The sequence below is a fragment of the Sorangium sp. So ce394 genome, assembly GCF_051474665.1.
Lineage (GTDB): Bacteria > Myxococcota_A > Polyangia > Polyangiales > Polyangiaceae > Sorangium > Sorangium cellulosum_D.
Map to the genome: position 1 here is coordinate 603730 of NZ_CP150339.1, position 24198 is coordinate 627927.

The window sequence follows — 24198 nt, forward strand, 5'->3', positions numbered from 1 at the left end:
GGCCGCGGCCGCGGCTCCCCGATTATCGCGATAGATGGGCAACAGCTTCGATCTCGACGGCGGCGCCCTTGGGCAGCGCCGCCACCTGCACCGTCGCCCGTGCGGGCGGCGCGCCGCCGACGGCCGCCCCGTACACCTGGTTGACGACGGCGAAATCGGCGAGGTTCGTCAGGTAGATCGTGGTCTTCACCACGTCGTCCCAGCCCGCGCCGGCCGCGGACAGCACCTCGGTCAGGTTCTTGATCACCTGGGCCGTCTGCGCCTCGATCCCCCCTCCGACGAGCTCGCCCGTCGCGGGATCGATCGGGATCTGGCCGCTGCAGAACACGAGGTCGCCGGCCCTGACGGCCTGCGAGTAGGGCCCGATGGCGCGCGGTGCCCGGTCGGATGTGATTGCGGTTTTGGACATGTCGACCTCTGAATCGTGGAGCGCCCCGGCGTACGGAAGGCCCGCCGGCCCCGGCCCTCGCTCGCGTGGGTCGGGGGCCGAGCTGCGCGGTTTTCGCTAGCCGAAGCTCTTCCGGCCTTCGATGGCTCGCCCCAGCGTCACCTGGTCGGCGAACTCCAGATCTCCCCCGTGCGGCACGCCGCTGGCAATCCGCGTGACCTGGATCCCCATGGCGCCGAGCTCGCGCGCGAGGAGCAGCGCGGTCGCCTCCCCGTCGACCGAGGGCGGCGTAGCGACGAGCACCTCCCGCACCGGCTGCTCGGGGTCGCGCACGCGCGCCCGGAGCGCCTCGAGGGGCAGCTCCTCGGCCCCGACCCCCTCGAGCGGCGAGAGGAGCCGGCCGAGCACGAAGTAGCGCCCGCGCATCGCCCCGCTCCGCTCGATCGCGAGCAGGTCCTGGACGCGCGCGACCACGCAGAGGAGGGCGCCGTCGCGCCGCGAGTCCTGGCAGATGGCGCAGAGCGCCCGGCCGTCGTCGTCGAGCTCGGCGATGTGGCCGCACCGGGTGCACGGCCGGATGTGGTCGCAGAGCTCCGCGAGCTCGCTGCCGAGGTCGCGCGCGGTGTCCTCGCCGGCGGTCACGAGGAAGAGGGCGAAGCGCTGCGCCGTCTTCTCGCCGACGCCCGGCAGGCGGGCGAGCAGCTGGGCGACGCGCGACAGCCGGCCGGGCAGGCCGCCGGGCGCGCTGCGGAAGCCGGCGGGGCCGCCGTTCGGGAGCTTCGAGGAGCCGGGGAGCGAGGCCGGGGGACGCAACGCGATCAAGTGTGCATGCCGGGGAGCTTCACGCCGCCGGTCACCTTGGCGATCTCGCTCTCGACGAGCTTGTCGGCCGTCTCGAGCGCCGAGTTCGACGCGGCGACGATGGCGTCGAGCGCCATCTCGAGGCCCTCGCTGGCGAGGAAGGCGGGGTCGACGTCGATCCTGCGCACCTTTCCCTCGCAGGAGACCACGACGGTGACCTTGTCGCCGGCGGCGGTCGCGCTCACCTCGCGGTCCTTCAGCTCGCCCTTCACCTGGTCGATCTTGCGCTGCATGCGCGCCGCCTGGCGAACCAGCTCATTCATTCCGCCGCGAAATTGCATGGTCAGACGGCCGTCTATGCCGTGAACCGCGCCGCGCCGCAACCGGGAAGGGGACGCGGAGAGCCCGGCCGGCCCCCCGTCCGGTCCGTCTCGCCGCGAGCGGGCGCTTCCGCCTCTCCAGGGACTCCCCGGCGCGCGTCGGCTCCAGGGAACTCCCCGGCGCGCGCCGGCCGCCCCGGCCCCTGCGGAGCGGGGGTGCGTTTCGAGCGGCAACTCTGGCAAACTGACCGGAATGCGGGGCGCCGTCCGTGCCGGTCACAGCTGCGGCGACGCGCCCGCGAGAAGGTGCTAGTCGAGCAGCGTATGAGCTACGTCGTCCTCGCGCGGAAATGGCGCCCGCAGTCCTTCGAGGATCTCGTCGGCCAGGAGCACGTATCCACGACGCTCGGCAACGCCATCGCGCGGGATCGCGTCGCGCACGCCTTCCTGTTCACGGGCGTCCGCGGGGTCGGCAAGACGACGAGCGCGCGCATCCTCGCCAAGGCGCTGAACTGCGTGCACGGCCCCACGGCGAAGCCGTGCCAGGCGTGCCCGGCGTGCGCCGAGATCACCGTCGGCGCGGACGTCGACGTCCAGGAGATCGACGGCGCGAGCTACAACGGCGTCGACGAGGTGCGCAAGCTCCAGGAGAGCCTGCCGTACCGGCCGGCGCGCGACCGGTTCAAGATCTTCATCGTGGACGAGGTCCACATGCTCTCGAACGCGGCGTGGAACGCGTTCCTGAAGACGCTGGAGGAGCCGCCGCCGCACGTGAAGTTCATCTTCGCGACGACGGAGGTGCACAAGGTCCCGGTCACGATCCTGAGCCGGTGCCAGCGCTACGACTTCAAGCTCATCGGGGCGCAGCAGATCGCGGCGCGGCTCCGCTGGGTGCTCGATCAGGAGAAGATCCCCGCCGACGATCCTGCGCTCAGCGCGCTCGCGCGGGAGGCGGCGGGGAGCATGCGCGACGCGATGAGCCTGCTCGACCAGGTGATCGCGTGGGTGGGGACGAGCGGCGATCGCATCACGGCCGAGGGCGTGGCGAAGGTGCTCGGCGTCGCCGATCGCGTGGTGCTGCACCGGCTCGCGGAGGCGCTCGTGGACGGCGATCCTGCGGCGTGCGTGCGCATCGTCGGCGAGCTGGCGCAGCAGGGGTACGACCTGCCGCACGTGGCCCGCGACTTCCTCGCGCACCTGCGCGATCTCGTGGTGGCGAAGGTCTGCGACGATCCGGCGCCGCTGCTCGATCTGGCCGACGAGGAGGTCGCCGACGCGCGGGCGCTCGCGGCGCGCGCGGACGCGGACGATCTCACGCGGCTGCACCAGGGCTTCTCGCGCGCGTTCGACGACATCGTCCGGAGCGGCCAGCCGCGGGCGTCGCTGGAGATGGCGCTCGTGCGGCTCGCGAGGCGGCCGCCGCTCTTGCCGATCGACGAGCTGCTGCGCCGCCTCGGCGATCTCGAGCGGCGCCTGAACGGCGGCGGCAACGGCGGAGGCGGCGGAGGCGGCGGTGCGCCGGAGCGCGCGCCGCAGCGGCCCGGCGCGCCGTCCGGCGGCGCGGCTGCGCCCCGGCGCGGCGCGGCGGAGGCTGCGCCGGAGGACGCGCGGGCGGAGGCGCGCGGCGCGGGCGCGGCGCCGGCGTACGGCGGGGCGGCGAGCGGGGCGGCGAGGGCGAACGGCGCGGCGGCGAACGGCGCGGCGGCGAACGGCGCGGCGGCGAACGGCGCGGCGGCGAACGGCGCGGCGGCGTACGGCCCACCGGCGAGGGCGAACGGCGCGGCGGCGAACGGCGTCGCGTTCGCGAGCGGCGCGCCGGGCGGGGGCGGGGGGGCGCGGGCGAGCGGCGCGGTGGCTGCGGGCGGCGCGGTGGCTGCTGCCTACGGCGCGCCGGCGGCGGGCGTGGTGGCGCGCCCGAGCGGCGGCGTGGCGGCGAACGGCGCGGCGGCGAACGTCGTCTCCCTCGTGAACGGCGCGCCGGGCGTGAACGGCGCGGCGGCGTCCTTCGCGGGCAGCGCCGCGCCGGCGTTCGCGGGCGCGGCCGCGCCGGCGTTCGCGAAGGCGCCGTACGCGAACGGCGCGGCCGCGCCGGCGTACCGCCCCGACAGCGCCCCGCCTCCGTCGCCGCGCGGCGCGCTGTACTCCGTTCCGCAGAGCGCCCCGGCGGCCCCCGCGCCGTCGGGCCCGGTGTCAAGGACGAGCAGCGCGCCGCCCCCGGCGATGAGCGCCAGCGACCTCGCCACCTGGCGCGCGGTGATCACCGCGGTCCGGGCGCAGCGGCCGGCGCTCGCCTCGGTGCTCGAGCACGCGGCCGTGCTGGAGCTCTCGCCGACGCGCGTCGTCCTCGGCTACGAGGCGAACTCGTTCCTGTCGGGCCAGGCCACCGAGCCGGCGGCCCGCGACATGCTCGCCCGCGTGCTGCATGCCCATTTCGGCGGCCCCGCCGAGCTCGTCTTCGAGACGGTCACCCGCGGCAGCGCCGGCCCGTCGCTCGCGCAGGTCGAGACGGCCGAGCGCAAGGCGCGCGTCGAGGCCGCCCGGCGGGCCGTGGCCGACCACCCCCTCGTCACGGCCGCGATCGAGCTGCTCGGCGCGGAGCTCAAGGACGTGCGGCTCTCTCAGGAGTTCGCCGACGGATGAGCGTCGGGCGCCGCCGCCCGAGCGGGCTCAGCCGGCGTTCCGCAGCCAGCCGCGGTACGCCTTGACCGCCGCGTGCTGGTCCGGCCAGCGGACGAAGCGCGCGAGCGTGACGAGATCCAGATCCGGGAGCAGCTCGCTGGCCGCGATGGCCTCGTACGCCTCGCCGCGCAGCGCGTGGAGGTGGAAGGCGTCGTTCTCCCAGAACCAGACCTCGCGGACGCCGAGACCGCTGTAGACGGACAGCTTGTCGATTCCGCCGCTCGTCAGCGCCACCTCGATCGCGATATCGGGGAATTCCTTGATCGCCTCGCCGACGCAATAGCACTCGTCGGGCTCGAGGCCGCGTGCCTTGGCCTCGAGGCGGAACGTGGTCGAGCCGTAGCCGTAGAGCGGCACATCCCGCTCCACCGCGAAGAGCTCGATCAGGCGGGCGATGCTCTTCTTCGCCAATTCGTGATCGATGGACGGGCTCATCAGCTCCAGCGTTCCCTCGCAGAAGGTCATCCGCAGGCCGGGCCGGTCCAGCTCGTCCCGCAGCCTCACGTAGGTCTGCCAGGGGACGCCGTGGAGCACGAACCGCTGCTCTCCCGCGGGAGCGGTCGGGGACGGAAGCGGCATGTGCACGGCGGCTACCATGGGCGCTCACGCAGGATAGCACGCTCGCCCCGCGCGTCGCCGTCCTCACACGCCGCGACAGGCCACCTCAAGCGCGTCGCGCCGCGCCGCCAGGAGCTCCGCCCGCTCTTCCACGGTGCCCGGGCCGACGTCGACCACCTCGAAGCCGGCCGCGCGGTACAGCGCGCCGAGCCGCTGGTTGATCCGCTCCGCCTCGGCGGCCCGCGCCTCGCTGCTCCTGCCCCAGCGCGGCGACTGCAGCGCCGGCATCACGGCGAACAGGAACACAAGCGCATAGCGCTCGAACGCGGGCTCGCCTGGCGGCCAGGGATACGCCGTCTCTCCGCTCGTGCGCAGGTAGTACTCGACCGGATCGAGATACCCGCGCTCCAGCCAGTCCCCATCACTTGCCTCCGCCTCGATCGCCTTTTGCGTCTCCAGCACCCGCGCGGCGAACTCCCGCTTGCGGCACAGGGGACAGACGTGGTCCGGCGCATCGATGGGGCGAAACGGCGCGTCGGGCGGGTGCCCGTGGGTGCGCGCCCCGAGCTCGTCGAGCACGCGACGGTGCGCCTCGCCGTGCACGCGGTAGCCCCGCGTGGTCGCGAGGTGGCGGAGCGTCGTGGTCTTGCCGCACGAATAGGCGCCGGTCGCGACGAAGAGGCGCTTGCTCGTCTCCGACGCCCTCATCGCCGCGCCCACCACACCGAGCCGGCGCCGCGCTCGATCGTCCGCCCGGCCAGGGACATGAAGTGCGCTGTCGCGTCCACGACGCCCGCGTGCTCCTCGTTGTGATCGTGGCCCCCGAGGACGCCGCCCGGCTTGAGCTTCGGCCACCAGGCCTCGAGATCGGCGAGCACGGCCGCGCGGTCGTGCGAGCCGTCGAGAAACACGAGATCCAGGCTCGCGTCGGCGAAGCGCGCCGCCGCCTCCGTGGACGGCATCCGGAGGACGTGGGGTCTTATCCCGAGCGCCTCCATGTTCGCCCGGAACGCGCCCGGCACGTCCTCCGCGGCCAGGAGGGCGCGATACCGCGCGTCGTACCCGTCGCTGGAGCCGTCCCACGTGTCGACGCAATGGAGCGCGACGCCGTTCCTCGCCGCGAGCCGCCCGACGTACGCCGTGGAGAGCCCCTTCCAGGAGCCCACCTCGACCATCGCGCCGCCCCGGAGCGAGCGCACCAGCGCGCGGTACGCGAGGCCGTCTTCCTCGGAGAACCAGCCCTGGATGGGGTCGACCCGCGTCACCGGGAACAGCGCGAGGAGCGCCGCCTGCTTCCGCGCTGGATCGCGGTATTCGTACTGCCGGTCGCAGAGCTTGACGAAGCCGCGGGCGTCGTGCGCGACGAACAGCGGTCGCTTGATTGCGGCGAATTTCTTGAGCGACGTGGACCGCTCGGGCTCCCGCTCTCCGCGCCGGATCTCCTCGGCGGTGGTCGCGAAGATCACGTCCTCGTGCCGGATCGGGCGCCCCTGGTCCGGGCCGTCGGTCCACGGCCGCTCTCCCGGATATCCGGCGCGGTCGGTGCCGTACTCGAGGAGGCGAGCCAGCTTGTCCGCCTCGCTCGCGCGGAACAGGAGAGGGCCTGTGACGCCGCGCGCGTCGAGCTCGTCCAGCACCTCCTCGAGGAAGAGCAGGTTCCGGCCGATGTACGGAACGGGGATGACGGGCGGCGTCATGACGGGTCGAGGGACGCGCGCGCCGCCGGGGGCGGGCCCAGGATGCCGTCCCAGGGCTGCCAGGTGGACGCGAGCCGCGCGTTCGGGTGGAAGATGAGCTCGTGGACGATGCCCGGGCCCGAGCGCTTCGTCTCCTCGAGCTGGGCGAGGTCGGCCTCCTCGAAGACCACATCGATGTCCTCGAAGCGGAACACCTCGACATAGTAATAATAGCCCACGATCTGCCGCTCGAACGAGAACCGCGCGTCGGCGCTGAGCGCGTCGAGGATCGGCTCGAGCCGGACGCGGCTGCGATCGCTGTACTTCACGACGTGGTTCTCGACCACCGCGGTCGGGTCGGTCTTCATCAGCTGCCGGAAGATCACGTTGTCCACGCCGAGGGACCGGGCGAACCGCAGATAGGCCACGATGGCATCGACCGAGTCGATCTGCCCCGAGAGGAGCACGCAGGAGAGGCGCACCCGGGTGCCGCCCGCCGCTGCCGCCGAGACGACGCTGCGCAGCTCGTCGACGCTCAGGCCGTCTTTCATCACCATCAGTCTGGCGTTCGTGTCGTGATCGGGGTGGGCGCGGCTGATGTTGAGGTGCTGCACGCCGGTGTCGGCGATCCAGTCGATCACCCGCTTTCCGTCGCGCCGCTGGAGCAGCCCCGAGCCGTTCGTGGTGAGCGTCCGCTTGCGCCCTCGGCGGGCCTGTCCGAGGGCGAGGATGCGGGGCAGCCGCGGATCGCGGCTCGGCTCGCCGCCGGTGATGGATACCGTCGGATCGAGCGGCCTCAGCGCGTCGAGGGACTCGGCCATGGCGTCGAAATAGCGAGCGTCGTCCTCCTCGACGGTCTTCTGCAGCGAGAGGCTCCGCCCGCGCGACGCCGGCCTGAGCTCCTCGACGCAGAAGTGGCATTTGGCATTGCACGGCTGCCGGCTGTAGATGGAGAAGTTCGCGTTGCGGTAGATCTCGACCGGACGGCCCCACAGGTCGAAGCGCACCGTCTCGCCGGCGGTGCTGTTGCCCGTGAGGTCGAATGCGCGGCTCTTCAGGCGGCGCCATTCGTCGCGGAAGGGGCGCGCGCTCACGGCAGGCCCCGCATGGCGTCGGAGCGCGCCACGAGGTCGGGGCCGAAGGCGCGGCCGTCCGGGTTGAGCATCGTGAAATGGGTGCCGACGAGGAACGGCTCGTCCCAGTCCTCGCGCTTCTGCGCGAAGCCGTAGCGCTGGAGGTGGAACACGTTGGCGAGCGCGAGGAGCCCCGCGTCGCGCACCGCCTCCACGACCCACGCGTCGCCGTCGGCCTCCGTCTTGCGCAGCCGGACGTTGAGGACGAGCTGGCGGTCGCCGCCAAGCGCGGAGAGCCGCTCGCGAATGGCGCGCGCGAGGGGGAGGAGGCCGCTGTCGTGCTCGAGGAGGTGGTGGTTGATCGAGAGCTTGAGGGTGGTGGGCTCGCCGAGCTTCTGGAGCCAGGCGTCGAGCCCGGCCGGATCGCGCGGGATCTCGACGCCGTTGGTCACGACGACGACGCGCGCGCAGCGGGGCTCGGCGCGGGCGAGGCGCACCATCTCGTCGAAGTGCGGGTGGATGGTGGGCTCGCCGCCCTCGAGCTGCACCTCGAAGGGGCCCTCGGCCGGGAAGCTCTCGCGGTAGCGGTCGAGGGCGAGGAAGGTCCGGCCGCGAGGCGACGAGCAAGTGCAGCACCAGGGGCACGCGCGGTTGCAGTGGTTCGTGGTGGCGACGTAGAGGCGGTGCGGGCGCTCCGCCGTGGGGCGGTCGAGCGGGAGCGCGCCGGTGAGCGTGGCGTTCTGGGGTCTCGTCGCGGTCGGCATGGGGCCTCCAGCGAGGAGGATACGGCGGGGTGGGGCGGGGATGAAGGAGATCCGGGGGCGCGGATCACGGCGCCGGGGCCATCGCGCCCAGGCCGAAGTGCGAGGCGTAGCCGAGGGCAATCGGGCCGTGCCAGGGGACGTGCACTCGCACACGCCGCAATCCGACGCGCAGCTCGAGCAGTCCTCGGCCCCCGCGGAGCAGACGCCATCGCCGCAGACGGGCGCGCAGGTCCCGCAGTCGGCGGCGCTGGTCGAACAGCTCTCGCCGCCGCACACGCCGTCGCCACAGACGTGCGCGCATGTCCCGCAGCCGGCGGAGCAGGTCGAACAGCTCTCGCCGCCGCCGCACACGCCGTTGCCGCAGGAGAGCTGATAGCCGAAGCCCGCGTCGTGCAGCTCCTCGCCTGGCGCGAGCGAGATCACGGCCACCCCGTGGCCGCCGCCGTCGTGGTCGACCGTCGGCTCATGCCCGGGATGAGCGTGTCGCCGTCGAACAGATCGACGACGACGCCGTCCACGCCGAGCTCCGGATCGTAGAGCCCGTCCGCGTCGCCGTCGACCCACACCGCGCCGCCGATCGAGCCCCTCGGCAGCAGATAACACACCTGGATGAACGGGTGATTGTCCGGGTTCGGGTGATCGCTGCTCTTGTACGAGGTCCTCCCGGGGAGGTCCTCCTCGAGGAGGATACCGTGGTTGGGCACGACGCCGCTCACGCAGTCCTGCACGAGCCCCGTGAGGACGATCTCGCGCCACGCGCCGCCGCTGGACTCGAACGACGCGACCACGGCGGGGTCGACGCCCCCGACGCTGTCCCAGATGACGTCGGCCTCGCTCCAGGGGGCGAGCACCCGGTGCACGCGCACGGTCTGGTTGGTGCTGCTGTAGGTGGAGACATGGAACTTGGCCGACGAGATGAGCGCGCCCTCGGGGATCGAGCCGAGCTCGAACCCGAACAGGGCCCGCTTCTCGCCGTAGGCGCTCGAGTACCCGGTGTTCACCTCGTAGGAGTCGGGCACGTGCTAGCCCGGGTTGAGACTCCAGATCTCCGCGTCGCGCACGTCGCCGAGCGCGCCCCGCTGGATGACGTCGTAGACGGGCGTCGGCGGATCGGTAGGCTGGCGGCGCTGGTGGAGGTCGCGAACAGCGCCGCGAGCGCGGCGGATGAGACGATGACGGCCATGTTTCATGGGTTGCTCCTTCTGGTTCCTCGTCGGGGTCGAACCACTGCTGGAGCGTCATCCGAGGTGCAGGCGCCGTGACGCAGGGGTCAGGCTCGATCGTTGTTTGTCGAGCTCTCCTCGAGCAGCGCCCCCGCGGCTGCTCGGTCTCCAAACCGGCAACACGGGAGCGCTCGCCTCGATTCGAGGGCGGATGCGCAGAGTGCCAGTATCCGATCTATGCGTGTCGATGCGTCCTGTCCAGCCATTTCGACGAGCGACGGAAAATCCGACTCTACCCCGCGGCTCTCATGGCGCTCCTGTGCTCTCGTGTCTTCGGTCGAGGAGCGGTGTCGCCGGCCCTGCGGCGCTTTCCCCAGCTCTCTCCCACTCTCTCGGCCGCCGGTCCACCCCGCGAGCCCGCGCGGCGCTGTCCACGTTCTCTTGCATCGCCTCACGCGACCTCAACACCGCGCCACCGGCGCACCCCGCGCCAGCCGCGCGGTGAACGTCGTCCCCCGCTCCGCCTCGCTCTCGACCTCGATCCCCCCGCCGTGCGCCCTCGCGATCTGGTGCGCGATGAACAGCCCGAGCCCGAGCCCCCGCCCCATGCTCGCCTTCCCGCCGACCATCGCCTGGTGGAACGGGTCGAACAGCGTCGCCAGGAGCTCGGGCGCGATCGCCGGCCCGTCGTTGTGCACCTCGATCAGCACGTCCTCCCCGCGCGGCCGGATCGCCACCCGGACGGCGCTCCCCGGCGCGGCGTAGTCGACCGCGTTCTGCACGAGGTTCGTCACCATCTGCGCCACCCGCTCCGGATCCCACCGCCCGGCGCCGCTCCCGCGCAGATCGAGCCGGATCGGCACCCCCGCGTGCATGGCCCCGAGCTCGTCGATCGCCCCCTTGCAGATGAGATGGAGGTCCCCCGGGCTCGGCGCGATCGGGATGCTGCCGCCGAAGCGGCTCCGCGTCAGATCGAGCAGATCCTCGATCGTCCGCCCCATGCGGCGCGCGCTCGCCGCGATCCGCTCGACGCTCTTCGCCTGGCCCGGCGTCAGGTTGCCGTGGTGCATCAGCACGCTCGTCGCCAGCGTGACGGACGTGAGCGGCGTGCGCAGGTAATGGCCGAGCGCGCCCAGGAACCGATCCCGAAACGCGAGCTCCTCGCGCCGCGCGGCCTCCGCCCGCTTGCGATCCGAGATGTCGATCACCGTGCCGATCATCCGGACGCTCCGCCCCGCGGCGTCGAAGCAGGCGCGCCCCTGTACGCAGACCCAGCGCTCGATCCCGTCGCAGAGCCCCACGAGGCGGTACTCGATGTTGTACTCACCGCCGCTCGCCGGGTCCTGCGAGCGCAGCACGGCCTCCTGCACGCGCGCGCGGTCGTCCGGGTGGATCGCCGAGACGAAGAGCTCGTAATCGACGTCCTGCTCCGGACCCACCCCGGACACCTGCCGGCAGCGGTCGTCCCAGCGCAGCGCGCCGGTCACGGTGTCGTAATCCCAGACCCCGACGCCGCCGGCCTCCGTGGCGAGCCGCAGGCGCGCGGCGCTGTCCTCGAGCGCGGCGCGCGTCGCCGTCTCGATCTCGCGGGCGCTCGTCCACATGCTCGCGTCCACCACCGCGTGGAGGACGTGCGCCTCCCGCACGCCGAGGGAGATCCCCTGCGCGGCGCACACCTCGATCAGCGCCGCCCGGAGGTGCGACAGCTCGCGCAGGGTCGCCGCGACGCAGCGGACCTGCGCGGCGTGGAGGCGCGCCTGGTCCTCGATGCGCTCGTGGGCGCTCGTCGGCTCCCCGTCCTCGCCGGCGCGGAGCTCGGCGCGCCGGCTCGCCGCGAGCGCCTCGATGAGATCATCGAACAGCCTGGGGACCTCGTCCGCCAGCAACGGACCCCCGTGCCGCTTCGCCGCCGCCCTCGGATCGTCGAGCACCCGGCGCGTCCAGCGCTCGATCACGTCGCGCTTGCAGCTGCGCAGCCTGGCGGCGAGGGAGGTCTCGAGGGGCGGACCGGCGTCATCCATCGCCACAAAAGCGAGCGCGCACCACCGCGGATGTCACGTGAGGGGACCCCCTGATTGGCGCGTCGGTGGCCGTCATACGAGCTCGCGCCGGCGCCGAGCGCGCTCACGGACAAGGAGGACGCGACAGCGAGGAGACGGGACGCCAGGGACCAACAGGAGAAAAGAAGAGAGAGGGGGACGAGCCGCCGAGGAGCCAAGGGCGCCGATGAGGAGAGCAGAGAGAGACAACCTCGCCGCGGAGCCAGGACGCCAGAGGAGAGAAAAGCGAAAGCCGCCATGGTCAAGAGAGCTAGGAGATCCTCGCATCAGCGCTTTGTCATTGCGATTGGGTCGTGGTCGACTTTGCCCAGAGAGAGTCCACATGAAGGCGGGAAGGCGGGAAGAACATCAAGATTTTCTTCCCGCCTTCCCGCCTTCATGTTCAAAATTGACCACGACTTGCGATTGCGGCCCGAGCATCGCGCCTTCCGGCAGCGATCAAGCGTCACCATGGAGTGACGGCGCTGCCGGGGAGACACACCGGTCTCGGGCGCCAGGCAGGAAGCCTGGCCCTGCTGCTCGCGCGCTTCTGGAGGTCCGCGGACCGATGGCAAAGATCACCGGGTGGCGAAGGGTGGCGTCGGCCATCTGGCGCGCGCCGGAGAACCCGCAGATCTTCGGCGCGTTCGACTGCGACGCCGGCCCGCTCTCGACGTTCATCGAGGCGGCGCGGGCGGCGGGCCACCACGTCACGCCGACCCACCTCGTCGGCCGCGCCGTGGCGCACGCGCTCTTCGAAGTGCCCGATCTGAACACCCGCATCGCCGCGGGTCGCGCGGTGCCCCGCCGATCCATCGACATCTTCTTCATCACGACGGTCGAGGGCGACAGGGATCTCTCCGGCGTGAAGATCGCGTCTGCCGATCGCAAGAGCGCCGTCGAGCTCGCCCGCGAGCTCGCCGAGCGGGCGCGTGGGCTCAAGGGCTGGGCACCGGAGGGGGATACGGTGAGCGGAACGGACACTGCTGCGGCGTTGCTGCAACCATTTCTTTCATCCTGCCCAGAGGTGCTCTTCATCGCGGGCGTCGGTGGAACGATGCTGCATTGGAGCAGCGCGCTCCGCCGGGCCAGCGTGAATGGAAGCCGCCCCCGTCCCGCCGGCCCCCCCTTTCACCCAAGCTGGTGATGGCCCGTCAGCGACGCCGTCGGCGACCGCTCATGAGCTTGCTGGCTCTTCATCCGTTGTGGCGCGCAGGCCGTACAGTGAAGACAGACGCTCTGGTGCGTGGATAAACCGTTGATTGCTCATCTATTTTCGAGAAGATGAGCGGATCGTCATCCAACGTCGATCCTCTGAGAGGAACGCGGAGATTCGTCCTTGACATCATCGAATCTTTGGCGCTCTCCTTCTACCGACCATGACAACAAGACGCCCGGGGGTTGAGCGAGGGACGGCGCGAATCAACGGATATCAAATCACCGCGAAGACGGGCGAGACGGCGGCCTCGGTCACGTACCGAGCCCGCCGAGAGGGCGATGGTAGGGAGGTGGCGGTGAGGATGCTCCACGCCGATCTCTCGCGGATCGCCGATGTCACGCGCTTCAAGCATGCCTGTAGCGCCATCCGGCGCATCGACTCGGAGCGGATCGTCAAGGTCCACGGCGTCGAGGAGCACGCGGACGGGCTCTTGCTCGTGACCGAGTATTTCCCGGGCGCCGCGCTGTCCGAGCTCCTGAAGGATCGGGGCGAGCTCGACGTCGGCGGGTTCCTGAGCGGCGCCATCCGGATGACCGAGGCCCTGGCCGACATCCACCGGCGCGGCCTCCTCCACGGCGACATCAGGCCCCGGAACATCCTGCTCGGGGAGGGCGAGCAGATCAAGCTCACCGGCTTCGGCGTCGAATCCATCGTGACGCGCGAGCGGGAGGCCATCTACGGCCGCGAGGTCCTCTCGGAGGTGCTCCCGTACACCTCCCCCGAGCAGACGGGCCGCATGAACCGCAGCGTCGATTACCGCGCCGACCTGTACTCGCTCGGGGTCGTGTTCTACGAGATCCTCGTCGGACGAAGGCCGTTCGAGGCCGCGGACCCGCTCGAGCTGATCCACGCCCACATCGCCGTGCGGCCGACCCCGCCCTCGGAGCTGAGCCCGAAGGTGCCCCCGGCGCTCTCGGCCATCACCATGAAGCTGCTCGGCAAGAACGCCGAGGATCGCTACCAGAGCACCGAAGGCCTGAGGGACGACCTGGAGGAGTGCCGGCGGCGCTGGGAAGAGCGCGGATCCATCGACGATTTCACCCCGGGCCAGCACGACAGGACCGATCTCTTCCAGATCCACCAGAAGCTCTACGGCCGCGAAGGCGATATCCGGCGGCTCATCGAGTCGTTCGACGACGTGCTCCGGGGCAGGCGCGCGATCGTGCTGGTCTCGGGCTACTCGGGGATCGGCAAATCGTCCCTCGTCCAGGAGATCCTCAAGCCGCTGGCGCGCGAGCGTGGCTATTACGTCAGCGGCAAGTTCGACCAGTACAACCGCGACACGCCCTACAGCGCCGTCGTCCATGCGTTCGACGCGCTCGTCAAGCAGCTCCTGTCCGAGAGCGAGGAGCGCGTCCAGCGATGGCGGAGGGCCATCCTCGACGCCCTCGGGAGCAACGCGCAGGTCATCTGCGACGTCCTGCCGTCGCTCGGGCACCTCATCGGCGCGCAGCCGGCCGTGCCGGCGCTCGGCCCGGTCGAGGCCCAGAACCGCCTGAACCTCTATTTCAAGAAGTTCGTCGCGGTGTTCGCCCGCCCAGCCCACCCGCTCGCCGTCTTCATCGACGACCTGCAGTGGGTCGACTCGGCCAGCCTCAGCCTGCTCAAGTCCCTCCTCGCCGACGAGGGGATGGAGTCGCTCTTCTTCTGCGGCGCCTACCGCGACAACGAGGTGAGCCCGACCCACCCCTTCCTCGTCGCGCTCGAGGAGCTCCAGGCGGCGCGCCTCGGGGTCGTCGACATCGTCCTCGAGCCGCTCCGGCTCGCCCACCTGAGCGAGCTCCTGAGCGACAGCCTGCAGACCGGCGGCACGGACGCGCTCGCGCGCGCGGTGCTGAAGAAGACCGGCGGAAACCCGTTTTTCGTCAAGCAGTTCCTCAGGCACCTGGTGGAGGTCAGGGCCCTGGTCCTCGACCCCGCGGCGGGGTGGCGCTGGGACCTCTCGACGATCAAGGAGCTCGAGCACACCGACAACGTCCTGAGCCTGATGGCGCAGACCATCCGGCGCCTCCCGGAGGACACGCAAGAGGTGCTCCGGCTCGCCGCGGCGATCGGCAACTGCTTCGAGCTGGAGATCCTGAACACCGTCAGCGCAGAGGCACCCGACGCCACCTACGGTAGCCTCGCCAGGGCCATCGACGATGGGCTGATCGTGAGCGCCGGCGAGGGCTACCGCTTCGCGCACGACAAGATCCAGGAGGCGGCCTACTCCCTCATCCCCGCGCGGGACCGGCCGGGGTTCCACCACCGGATCGGGAGGCTGCTCCTCGGCAAGCTCGACCCCGACGAGGGGCAGAGCGTGTTCGATGTCGTCAATCACCTGAACAGCGCCGGCGATCTGATCCAGGCGCCGGAGGAGCGGCTCACCGCGGCCAGGCTCAACCTCCGTGCAGCCGCGCGCGCCGAGGAGTCGAGCGCCTTCTCCGCGTCGCTGAAGTACCTGGAGCACGGCATCTCCCTGCTGCCCGCCGACGCGTGGGCCTCCGAGTACGAGCTGACGTTCGCCTACCACACGAAGAAGGGCGTGCTGGAGTCGCTCTGCGAGCGGCACGACGACGCGCTCGCGACGCTCTCGGGCTGCCTCGACAAGGCGCGGGGGCGGGTGCACGAGACCGAGGTCCGGCGCCTGAAGATCAACGTGCAGATCCTGAAGAACGATCTGCCCGCCGCGCTGGACGAGGGGCTCGCCGCGCTGCGCGCGTTCGACATCGACCTTCCGCCGTACCCGGACGACGGCATGCTCACCGCCGAGATCGAGCGAACCATGGCCATGATCGGAGATCGGCCCATCGCGTCGCTCATCGATCTTCCCGCCCTGACCGATCCCGAGATCGCCGCCCTGCAGGACCTATTGCAGGAGATGTTCTCGCCCACCTACCAGCTGGGGACGAACAACTTCGGCATCACCGTGATGAAGATGCTGCAGAACTCGCTCACGCACGGGATCTCGAGGAACTCGATCTACGCGTACGTCAACTTCGGGACGATCCTGTGCGCCCGGCTCGACGTCGAGCGGGGCTACGAGTTCGGCAGGGCGGCCGTCCGCCTCAACGAGCTCAATCCGGACAAGAAGTCCGAGGCCATGCTGTGCAACATGTGGGGCGCGTGGGTGCAGCACTGGAAAGAGAGCTACGCGACCTACAAGGCGTCGCTGCGCAAGGGCATGCACGTCGGCCTCGAGACGGGCCAGTACATCTGGGCCTTTTACAATGCGTGCAACTCGCAGCTGAGCAGCCTGCTCCTGGGGAAGAACCTCCACGAGCTCGTCCAGGAGGCGAAGGACAGCGAGCACATCTGCAAGCTCGACAGGTTCAACGCGATCACCTGGATCGTCGCCGCCGCCGCCGATCTCGGCGAAGAGCTCAGCACGCCGGCCGAGGGGGACGGCCACAGGCCGCGCGCGCGCCGGGTCCATCTCGACGCCATCATCGCGGAGGCCAGGCGGATCAACAACACCGCGAGCCTCTACTTCACCAACATCTTCACGGTCATCGGCGGCGTCTTCAAGGGCGAATACGAGCGGGTGGCCGCGGTCTGGGGCGAGACCGACCCTGGCGCCGACGTGATGCTCGGGGCCTGGCACGCGAGCCCTTGCTATTACTTCTATGGCGGCGTGGCGTCCTCGCGGGCCTCGATCGCGGCCGCCCCGGAGCTCGGGAGCGCGTACGTCGAGCGGCTCAGGGCGTTCGCGGGCAAGCTCGATCTCTGGGCAGGGCTCAACCCGCAGATCTTCCGCCACCGCAGCCTGATCTTGCGGGCCGAGCTCGCGCGGATCGAGCGGCGCGAGGGCGCGGGCGCCCTCTACGATCAGGCGATCTCCGCCGCGCGGGAGGCGCGGCTCCTCCACGACGAGGCGCTCGCGAACGAGCTCTGCGCGCTCCATTACCGCGACATGGGTAGGGAGTTCCTCGCGCACGCCTACATCGCCGAGGCGCACCGGCTCTACGCGCGCTGGGGCGCCGCGCGCGTGACGGAGCGCCTCGAGCGGGAGTTCGCGCAGGCGCTGGGGCGGGAGGCGCCGCGCCAGGCGGGCCCGGGCGACCACGCCGGGGCCGCCCAGAGCGCCTCCCTCGAGCACGCCGCGGAGGTGGACCACGGCAAGGCGAAGCTCGACACGCTCGCCGTCATCAAGGCCTCGCAGGCGATCTCGGGCGAGATCCTGTTCCCCTCGCTCCTCAAGAAGCTCATGCAGAGCATCCTCGAGAGCGCGGGCGCCAGGAAGGGGCTCGTGATCCTCAGGGACAACGACAGGCTCGTGGTCCAGGCGGAAGGTCACGTCGAGGCGCGGGAGATCAAGGTGCTGTCGCCCGTGCCGCTGGAGGCGTGCGGGGATGTCGCCGCGAGCGTCGTGCACTACGTCACGCGGACCGCGGAGAGCGTCGTCCTCTGCGACGCCGCCAGCAGCGATCTGTTCGCGAGCGACCCGTACATCGCGAGGACCCAGGCCCGCTCGATCCTCGCGGCGCCCATCCTCCGGCAGGGGCGCCTCGTGGGCGTCATCTACCTCGAGAACGATCTGGCCGCCGGAGCGTTCACGCCGGACCGGCTGGAGGTGACCCGGCTGCTCGCCGCCCAGGTGGCCATCTCCATGGAGAACGCGCTCCTGTATGCGAGCCTCGAGGAGAAGGTCAGGACGCGCACCGCCGAGCTCGAGGTCGCCCACGCGCGGATCGAGATCGAGCTCTCGGAGAAGCTCGCGCTCATCGCTCGGCAAAAAGAGCTCATCCGCACCCTCTCCACGCCCATCCTCGAGGTGTGGGACGGTGTGCTCACCATCCCGGTGGTGGGCGGGCTCGACGACGACCGGGCCGCGACGATCATGCAGGATCTGCTCGAACGGGTGGTCCACACCCAGTCGAGGTCCACGATCCTCGATCTCACCGGGGTGAGCGCGATCGATCCCGGCACGGCCGAGCGCCTCGTGCGCATCATCCGATCCGTGCAGCTCCTGGGCTCGCGGAGCATCATCACGGGCATTCAGCCCGAGGTCGCCCGGACCATGATCTCGCACGGGCTCGACCTGAGCCGCGTGACGACGCGCGCGAAGCTGCGCGACGGCCTGCGGATGTGCATGGCACAGCGGAGCTGAGGGGCTGAAGCCCGCCGGTCGCGCCGGTCCGCCGCGGCGAAGCCGCCGTGGGGCGGCTCGTCCCGTGCGTCAGAGATCCCGCCGATCGTGCGCAGATCGGCTTCCATCACGAGGGCGCCTGGACGTGGACGCGCCGGACCCCGGGCTGCTTCGCGAGCTGGTCAATCAGCGTCTCCACGCCGATCGCGTTCGGGATCCTCGCGTCGAGCGTCACGTTGACGCGCCGCTTGTCGTCGAGGCGGCGCTCGTAATCCATGTCCGAGACGACGGCCCCGAGCGCTTCGAGCACCTTCATGATGTCGGCCACGCCGGCCGACTCCTCGCCCAGGACGAGGGCGATCCGGCGCCGGGTGCTGCGGTCGTCCTTGTCCTCGAAGCGGCGGAGCGCCGTGAGCGCGAGCACGCCGAGGAGCGTGACGACGACGGCCTCGACGTACATCGCCGCGCCCGAGCACATGCCGATCGCCGTCACGAGCCACAGGCCCGCCGCGGTCGTGATGCCCTGGACCGTGGTCCCGGTGCGCAGGATGGAGCCGCCGGCGAGGAAGCCGATGCCGGCGACGATCGACGCGGCGATGCGCGAGGAGTCGACGACGACCAGATCGTCCTTTCCGTAATGCTGGAAGTAGACGAACTTCACCGAGATGACCATGAACGTCGCCGCGGCCATCGCGACGAGCAGGTGCGTCCGGAGCCCGACCTGGCGGCCGTGGCGATCGCGCTCGTACCCGATGACGCCCCCGAGCGCCGCGCCCGCGGCGATCCGGATCAACAGGTCGACGTGCATGGTGTCCATCTGTGCTTCCACCTCCCGTGGGCGGCCGAGGCTCGCGGCGCGCTTGCGCCCCCGCGCGTCCTCGCCGGACGCCGTGGCGACGCGTCCCCGTACGTAGGGCTCGCCGACGCGCAGGGGGAGACGAGGCCGCCGGACGGCTTCGCCGGCGTCATCGCCGCTGGCGCCGGGCGCCCGACGCGGCCGCGCGCGGCTGCGACGCCGAATCGCTCGCCGGCGACGCCGGCTCGTCCTCGCCGCCGGGCCGCGGCGCGGCGGGGAGGGGATCCCCGATGCCGTCGAGCTCGCGGTCGAGCTCGCCCTTCTCGGTGCGGAACGCGTCGCGCTGATCGGCGGGGAGCTCCCGCAGGCGCGTCGCGAGCAGCGTCTCCGCGTCGAAGTAGACGCCGTTGCGGCTCGCGCTGAAGTGCAGGTGCGGCCCCGTCGACCGCCCGGTCGAGCCCACGTAGCCGACGAGCTGATGGGTCGCCACGTGGTCCCCGCGCTTCAGGCCCGCCGCGTACCTCGAGAGGTGCGCGTAGCCTGTCTCGACGCCGTTGTCGTGCTGGATCGCGACCCACTTGCCATGACCGCCATGCGGCCCCACCCAGGAGACGGTGCCCTCGAGCGCGGCATAGACCGGGGTCCCCGACGGCGCGCCGTAGTCCGTGCCCTCGTGCGGCACCACGCGGTGCAGGATGGGGTGCATCCGCTTGGGGTTGAACGGCGACGTCCGACGCAGCGTGGGGAGCGGCGCCTGCCACGGGCTCGGCACCGGCTCGCGTCCGTCTTCGTCGACGAGCCGCCCCGTGGCGCCGCCGTCGAACCGGTAGAAGCGGGCTTCCGGCTGCCCGGCCGCCCGCACGTCGAGCGCCAGGACACGAGGCTCCTCCGGCGCCCTGGCGGCGTCGGCGACGGCGCGGACCACCGCCCCGCGACGGAGCCCGTGAGGGAGGCGCCGCGCGAGCAGCTCCTCGGCTGCCCGCCGCACGCTCGCCTGCGGCTCCGCCGGCTCGCCCGGGGCTCCCGCGGTCCAGGCCAGCGCGAGATGCGGTTCTGCGCCCGCGTCGGGAGCCGGCGCAGGCGGCGGCGGCGCGTCCAGCGGTCGGGCGCTCGCGAGCTGCCGGCTCGCCGCATCGAGCGACCTGTCGATCTCGACGGCGCGCACCGTGAACCACACGACCACGACGCCGAGCAGCCCGAGCCCGAGCCACACCGAGGCTTCGGTGCGGGGCGACCAGCCGTCAGGCGTGGACTCGGGTCGCTTGGGGCTTCCACCGGGCATCCGAGATCACCTTGCGCTATGGCATCGACGCGCCTTGGCGGCAGTGACAGGGGCACGAGACATGCGGACGGCGCGCACGCTATGCGCGAGCGTCGCTCGCGTCAACCCCGGCCCGGCCGCACGGAAGGCCCCCTTCGCGGCCGCATCGCTGGCGCTGGGGCCTGCCCTGGGTCGACAGAACATCCTTTTGCGCGATCCGATCGGGCCGTCGTGGTTTGTCACCTTCCCGTCCTCGTAGAGGACGAAGCTAGGGGTTGTTAGGGATTTTGTTCCCGTGAAGTCCTTCTTGCTGATGCAGTCGAAATGCGATGTCAGCGCTGCTCTCAGGTCTTCAGGATTGTCGTGTTTGCTGGGCTGGCAAGCGGATAACGTCGCGACGAGCGACTCGCCCTCTGCACCTCGATGCGCCGCGAGCCCGGCGCGTCGGCGCATCGGAAAAAATCCGCCACCATGACCACGTGGCAGAGCGAGCGGACGGGGCCAGTCCGTGACGAACAAAATCTGAAGGATCGCTCCCCGTGACGGCATGAAGCCCGGTGAGGCGCAGAGATGCGGCCGGTGAGCCATCTCTCGGCGACGTCGGGCGACGCCCCTCGAACGGACGTTGACCATCCTCCTGATCCAATTCGACGGAGTCTAACGTGAAATTTTACGTCATTCTTGCTTCTTCAGCTCTCCTTTCGGCGTGCACGGGAGAGGTGGACGGCGTCTCCGCCCATGGGACGGACGGCGATTCCGCCGCCATCCTCGGAGGCACGGTCGATGCTCCTGCCGATGGCGCGGGCGCGCCGCCCTCGGGGGCGCACCCGCCGACGCGCGAGGAGGCGGAGGCGATCCTCGATCGCGTGGTCGCGCTCTACCAGGACCACGCAGCGGCCGCGAATCCGGCGGGTACCCACAAAATCTCGTGGAGGATCGACTGGGACAGCGATGCGGTCAGCGCCCATGTGCTGCTCAAACGGGGGGAGGACTGGACCATCGAGGTGAGCAAGGGATGGCTCACGGCCCCGAGCATGACGACGGAGGTGTTCGCGCTCACGATGTGCCACGAGATGGGGCACTTCATCGGCGGGTTCCCGTTCAAGACCTCCGGCCGGGACAGCACCGGCGCGCTGGGCACGTCGGTCTCCTCCGAGGGACAGGCCGACTACTTTGCCACCAAGGATTGCTTGCCGCGGCTGTGGGCGAATGAAACCGACGCCAACGCCGCGGCGTTCGCCGAGCTCGACCCTTCCGCGCGCGAGCGTTGCACGACGGCCTACAGCGACCTGGCGAGCCAGCAGCTCTGCGGCCGGATCCTGCGCGCCAGCCTGCAGACGGGGCGGCTGTACGAGGAGCAGGCCGTGCTGCAGGCCCCCAGGGAGCTCGTCTACCCGCGGTTCGACACGCCGGACACGACCGAGGTCGCGGTGACCAAGGAGGGCCATCCTGAGTCCCAGTGCCGCCTCGACACGCTGGTGGCGGGAGCCGTGTGCAGCGTGAAGGCCACGGGGACGGAGATCCCGGGGTTCGTGCCGCCGTACGGCGAGTATAGCGCTGCGAGCCAGGAAGCAGCGCGCCCGTTCGCGTGCCAGACCGGCCCCGGGGCCCGACCGAGGTGCTGGTTCCAGCCGGACCCTGTCGTCACCGACTGCTCCGAGCTCGGTGAGCAAGCGTGCGTCGTCGAGGACGGGGCACACGGGGTCCGGTACTGCGGCACGACGACCGGCGTGAGCTATTACTGGTGCTTCCCGGGCGAGGTGTGCAAGACGAGCAGAGACGGCTTCTCGGACTGCTATGCTCCCGACGTCGATCCCGATGAGGGATCTTTCTGAGCGCGATCGACCGATCTCGGTGTCAAACGACGCCGAGCGATTGGGTCACGCCGAGCTCGGCCGTGATCGTTGAGCAGCTCATCCAAACGCTCTCGCTCAGGCCCGGTGGCGAGAGCCGCCCGAGGAGCCGTCGATGAGCAGCGCCTGCGGCCGCGTCGCGCGAGCGTGAGCCCCACGAGCGCCGAGGCGAGCGCGGCGGCACCTTGCAAACCTGCGTTCTGGCCGGCGGCGCTCCGGCCGGCGCTGCAGCCCATGGCGGCCGGCGGCGGATCGCCGAGCGCGCCGGCGCTGGCGAGATCGCCGGAGAGCGGCGCCGCCTCGACGTCGTCGAAGGTGTCCGGGGCGGCTTCGGGTTCGCCGGGATCCGGCGCCGGCGGTTCGGCGGTGTCGGCGGCGAGCGGCGCCGTGTACATGAGCTCAAGCCCCTTCTCCGGTCGTTCCATGACGGGGCGCCCGGCCATCCCCTCCGTCGCGACCGCGCCATCTCCCGTCATCCCGTCGCCGGTCGCTACCTCGAACAGCGTGTTGCCGAGCGTCACGTACCAGCCCCCGTCGAACCAGCGCGCATGACCGAGATCGGAGCCGATCTCTTCAGGCTCTTCCCCCGGGCGCCCGATGTAACGTTTCCCGTCGTTCAGGAACACGACATCCCCCGTATCGCTGATGCCGTCGTGCCCGATGCGGAGCCTCTGCTGGTCGAACCGGCTCGACGTCGGGAGGTCGCTGAGCTGGTGCAGATCACCCGCCGGGGTCCGCACCCAGACCTGATTGACGGCGCCGTCGCTCTTCAGGAAAGCGGTATACCCCGCATGCAGGAGCAGCCCCGCGGCGTTGCCTTGCCTCGAGTCGCCGAGGAACACCTCCTGGCCGTCCGCTGTATAGAGGTAGCTCGAGCACACGGCCCCGTTCCACCACCGGCCGGCGACGTTCGTGCCGTCCGTGATCGGCCGCTGCAGGTAGCCGGGATGGTTCCCGAGCCGGAGCTCGCCCGGGCCGCGGATCGACGGTTCCTCGTATGTACTGTAGTAGATGTCGCCGGAATCCGCGATGTCGGCTTGAAACGGTGTGGTGGTGCCTGGCCTGAGATGGAACGTCGTATCGACGTCCGTGGTCAGCGTGAGCAGGTTGATCCGGTCCTCGTCGGGCGTCATCCAGAGGAGCGAGTCGCCGTTCACCGCGTCGATCCATCCTCGCCTCTCGGTCCTGCTGAAGAGGCCGTTCGCCCACGCGAAGAGGTACCCGTTCCACGACTGCATCACGACCCCTGACGGCGTGAGGGCGCCGTAATCCTCGGTCGTGGTGTGGGGGGTGGGCGGCTGGAGCTCCCCGATGTAGGTGACCAGCTCGGTCGCGCGGTCGACGACGCCGAGCAGGTAGTTGTGATCGAGGAACAGGATGCGCGTCGCGTCGAAATCGATGATGGCGCCGGGGGCGCGCTGCACCACGGAGAGCTTCGGGCTCTCCTCGACGTAATAGGCGGGGGCGTACATGCCGTAGCTGGCCGGCATCGTCAACGTGCCGCCGCCGGGGTTCTCGGACTGGAGCCTGATCGTGAGCACTTCGCCCGACTGGAGCGGAGGCGACAACGGGGGCAAGATGATCTCCATCGCACCTGGCAGCGTCGACGGCCCCCCTGTCACCGTCTCAGCCTTGCGCATCTGGCTGAACACGACCGCCCTGAAATTGAGGCACGAGTAGGGGGGAGTTCCGACACACCTCGCGACGATGGGGGTACCCCTGGTGATCGGGGTGTAGGGGCGTGGGCTGACCACCCACATGGTCGGGGGCGCGTACCGGTGCACGAGTCGCTGAACCGTCGAAGCGTCCCCGTACCTATCGTACGCGGTGACCTTGAGGGTGTACGGACCGTACGGGATCGGGGTCAGGTCGAACGTCCCGGTATGCATGCCGTTGACCTGGTTGCGCGTGAGCGGGATCGTCACCCCGGCGTACTCCGCCTCGACGGCGTAGACCTCCTCGGGCGGTGTCGCCCGGACGCTCACCCGCATCGAATTCAGTCGGGTCACCCCGACCGAGCTGTCTGACGATTCGTTCGGATCGGTGGTCAATTGACTCACGGAAACTCGCGCAAGAGCCGCCGTGGACGAGAGGGACGTCAAACCCAGAACGGCCAAACCGATGAGCGCGCGGTGCATGTTCATGCGTCCTCCATGGATCCATGGTTGCGCCCGGCTTTGATGCCGGCCCGGAGCGCCCCATTCAAGCGGTCGATGGGGATCCGCGCCGCCTCATCCGGACGGCTCCCGCGTCTTGTATCGCCCGTACCAGGCGTCGAGGGCGGCCGGCGAGAACACCTTCAGGCGGGCCAGGATCACGCGTGCGAAGTCGAGCGGCGCCATGGCCGAGGCGGTGATCACGCCGCGATCTTCCACCGCGGCCCCACGCGCGCCGGCACCTCCGTCTCCTTCGCCCGTGACCGAGAGACGTCGACGATGACGTGCTGGTCCTCGGGTGAGGCGAGGCCGCCGGCGGTGCTCCGGATACCGAAGAATGCGCTTGCCAGGCCGCTCTGTGAGGGCATCATGGCCAGGACCCCC

General features: G+C 70.8%; 21 protein-coding genes. 5 read left to right on the forward strand and 16 right to left on the reverse strand.

Features of this window, described 5'->3' with window-relative positions; all coding sequences use genetic code 11:
* Positions 1-22: 22 nt before the first annotated feature.
* From WMF33_RS02240 to WMF33_RS02250, 3 genes are all read right to left on the reverse strand, one after another.
* The gene (locus WMF33_RS02240; protein WP_061621620.1) at positions 23-409 is read right to left on the reverse strand and encodes a RidA family protein; all 387 of its coding nucleotides are present in this window, start codon (positions 407-409) and stop codon (positions 23-25) included.
* A gap of 96 nt (positions 410-505) precedes the next feature.
* Complete coding sequence (gene recR / locus WMF33_RS02245; RefSeq protein WP_437335601.1) at positions 506-1201, reverse strand: recombination mediator RecR; 696 nt, start codon at positions 1199-1201, stop codon at positions 506-508.
* A gap of 5 nt (positions 1202-1206) precedes the next feature.
* Positions 1207-1530: a YbaB/EbfC family nucleoid-associated protein gene (locus WMF33_RS02250; protein ID WP_044985452.1), complete on the reverse strand. Its 324-nt coding sequence runs from the start codon at positions 1528-1530 to the stop codon at positions 1207-1209.
* 303 nt (positions 1531-1833) lie between these two features.
* On the opposite strand from WMF33_RS02250, the gene dnaX reads away from it, so the two are divergent.
* The gene (dnaX, locus tag WMF33_RS02255; RefSeq protein WP_437335602.1) at positions 1834-4149 is read left to right on the forward strand and encodes a DNA polymerase III subunit gamma/tau; all 2316 of its coding nucleotides are present in this window, start codon (positions 1834-1836) and stop codon (positions 4147-4149) included.
* Positions 4150-4176: 27 nt separating this feature from the next.
* Here the strand turns inward: dnaX and WMF33_RS02260 are convergent, their stop codons facing one another.
* The 5 genes from WMF33_RS02260 to WMF33_RS02280 are packed head-to-tail and all read right to left on the reverse strand — an operon-like array spanning position 4177 to position 8259.
* Positions 4177-4785: a Uma2 family endonuclease gene (locus WMF33_RS02260; RefSeq protein WP_437335603.1), complete on the reverse strand. Its 609-nt coding sequence runs from the start codon at positions 4783-4785 to the stop codon at positions 4177-4179.
* A 45-nt stretch (positions 4786-4830) separates the two neighbouring features.
* A complete protein-coding gene (locus WMF33_RS02265; protein ID WP_437335604.1) occupies positions 4831-5454 on the reverse strand; it encodes an ATP/GTP-binding protein in 624 nt (207 codons plus the stop codon).
* Complete coding sequence (locus tag WMF33_RS02270; protein ID WP_437335605.1) at positions 5451-6443, reverse strand: class I SAM-dependent methyltransferase; 993 nt, start codon at positions 6441-6443, stop codon at positions 5451-5453. Before WMF33_RS02270 ends, WMF33_RS02265 begins: the two co-directional genes overlap by 4 nt.
* The gene (locus WMF33_RS02275; RefSeq protein WP_437335606.1) at positions 6440-7516 is read right to left on the reverse strand and encodes a radical SAM protein; all 1077 of its coding nucleotides are present in this window, start codon (positions 7514-7516) and stop codon (positions 6440-6442) included. Before WMF33_RS02275 ends, WMF33_RS02270 begins: the two co-directional genes overlap by 4 nt.
* On the reverse strand, positions 7513-8259 hold the full coding sequence (locus WMF33_RS02280; protein ID WP_437335607.1) for a radical SAM protein: 747 nt from the start codon (positions 8257-8259) through the stop codon (positions 7513-7515). The genes WMF33_RS02275 and WMF33_RS02280 overlap by 4 nt, the downstream gene beginning before the upstream one ends.
* Before the next feature lie 139 nt (positions 8260-8398).
* Between WMF33_RS02280 and WMF33_RS02285 the strand changes: the two genes are divergently transcribed.
* A complete protein-coding gene (locus WMF33_RS02285; RefSeq protein ID WP_437335608.1) occupies positions 8399-8632 on the forward strand; it encodes a hypothetical protein in 234 nt (77 codons plus the stop codon).
* Positions 8633-8678: 46 nt separating this feature from the next.
* On the opposite strand, the gene WMF33_RS02290 is transcribed toward WMF33_RS02285, so the two are convergent.
* From WMF33_RS02290 to WMF33_RS02300, 3 genes are all read right to left on the reverse strand, one after another.
* Entirely contained in the window at positions 8679-9278 is a 600-nt protein-coding gene (locus WMF33_RS02290; RefSeq protein ID WP_437335609.1) for a DNRLRE domain-containing protein, read from the reverse strand.
* 3 nt (positions 9279-9281) lie between these two features.
* On the reverse strand, positions 9282-9449 hold the full coding sequence (locus WMF33_RS02295; RefSeq protein WP_437335610.1) for a hypothetical protein: 168 nt from the start codon (positions 9447-9449) through the stop codon (positions 9282-9284).
* Positions 9450-9883: 434 nt separating this feature from the next.
* Positions 9884-11443 carry an ATP-binding protein gene (locus WMF33_RS02300; protein WP_437335611.1) on the reverse strand — a complete coding sequence of 520 codons (1560 nt, stop codon included), beginning with the start codon at positions 11441-11443 and terminating at the stop codon, positions 9884-9886.
* 586 nt (positions 11444-12029) lie between these two features.
* Between WMF33_RS02300 and WMF33_RS02305 the strand changes: the two genes are divergently transcribed.
* Positions 12030-12608, forward strand: coding sequence for a 2-oxo acid dehydrogenase subunit E2 (locus tag WMF33_RS02305; protein ID WP_437335612.1), 579 nt, complete (start codon positions 12030-12032; stop codon positions 12606-12608).
* Positions 12609-12840: 232 nt separating this feature from the next.
* The gene (locus WMF33_RS02310; RefSeq protein ID WP_437335613.1) at positions 12841-17769 is read left to right on the forward strand and encodes an AAA family ATPase; all 4929 of its coding nucleotides are present in this window, start codon (positions 12841-12843) and stop codon (positions 17767-17769) included.
* Between the two features lie 106 nt (positions 17770-17875).
* Here WMF33_RS02310 and WMF33_RS02315 read toward each other — a convergent pair whose 3' ends face one another.
* A complete protein-coding gene (locus tag WMF33_RS02315; protein WP_437335614.1) occupies positions 17876-18565 on the reverse strand; it encodes an MgtC/SapB family protein in 690 nt (229 codons plus the stop codon).
* A gap of 148 nt (positions 18566-18713) precedes the next feature.
* The gene (locus WMF33_RS02320) at positions 18714-19826 is read right to left on the reverse strand and encodes a M23 family metallopeptidase (RefSeq protein WP_437335615.1); all 1113 of its coding nucleotides are present in this window, start codon (positions 19824-19826) and stop codon (positions 18714-18716) included.
* Between the two features lie 641 nt (positions 19827-20467).
* Between WMF33_RS02320 and WMF33_RS02325 the strand changes: the two genes are divergently transcribed.
* On the forward strand, positions 20468-21640 hold the full coding sequence (locus tag WMF33_RS02325) for a hypothetical protein (protein WP_437335616.1): 1173 nt from the start codon (positions 20468-20470) through the stop codon (positions 21638-21640).
* Here WMF33_RS02325 and WMF33_RS02330 read toward each other — a convergent pair.
* The 3 genes from WMF33_RS02330 to WMF33_RS02340 form a co-directional block, all read right to left on the reverse strand.
* Positions 21601-23667, reverse strand: a complete 2067-nt coding sequence (locus WMF33_RS02330; protein WP_437335617.1) for a hypothetical protein — start codon at positions 23665-23667, stop codon at positions 21601-21603. The genes WMF33_RS02325 and WMF33_RS02330 overlap by 40 nt on opposite strands.
* Positions 23668-23889: 222 nt before the next feature.
* The gene (locus WMF33_RS02335) at positions 23890-24018 is read right to left on the reverse strand and encodes a hypothetical protein (RefSeq protein ID WP_437335618.1); all 129 of its coding nucleotides are present in this window, start codon (positions 24016-24018) and stop codon (positions 23890-23892) included.
* Positions 24015-24185 carry a hypothetical protein gene (locus WMF33_RS02340; protein WP_437335619.1) on the reverse strand — a complete coding sequence of 57 codons (171 nt, stop codon included), beginning with the start codon at positions 24183-24185 and terminating at the stop codon, positions 24015-24017. The genes WMF33_RS02335 and WMF33_RS02340 overlap by 4 nt, the downstream gene beginning before the upstream one ends.
* Between the last annotated feature and the right edge of the window lie 13 nt (positions 24186-24198).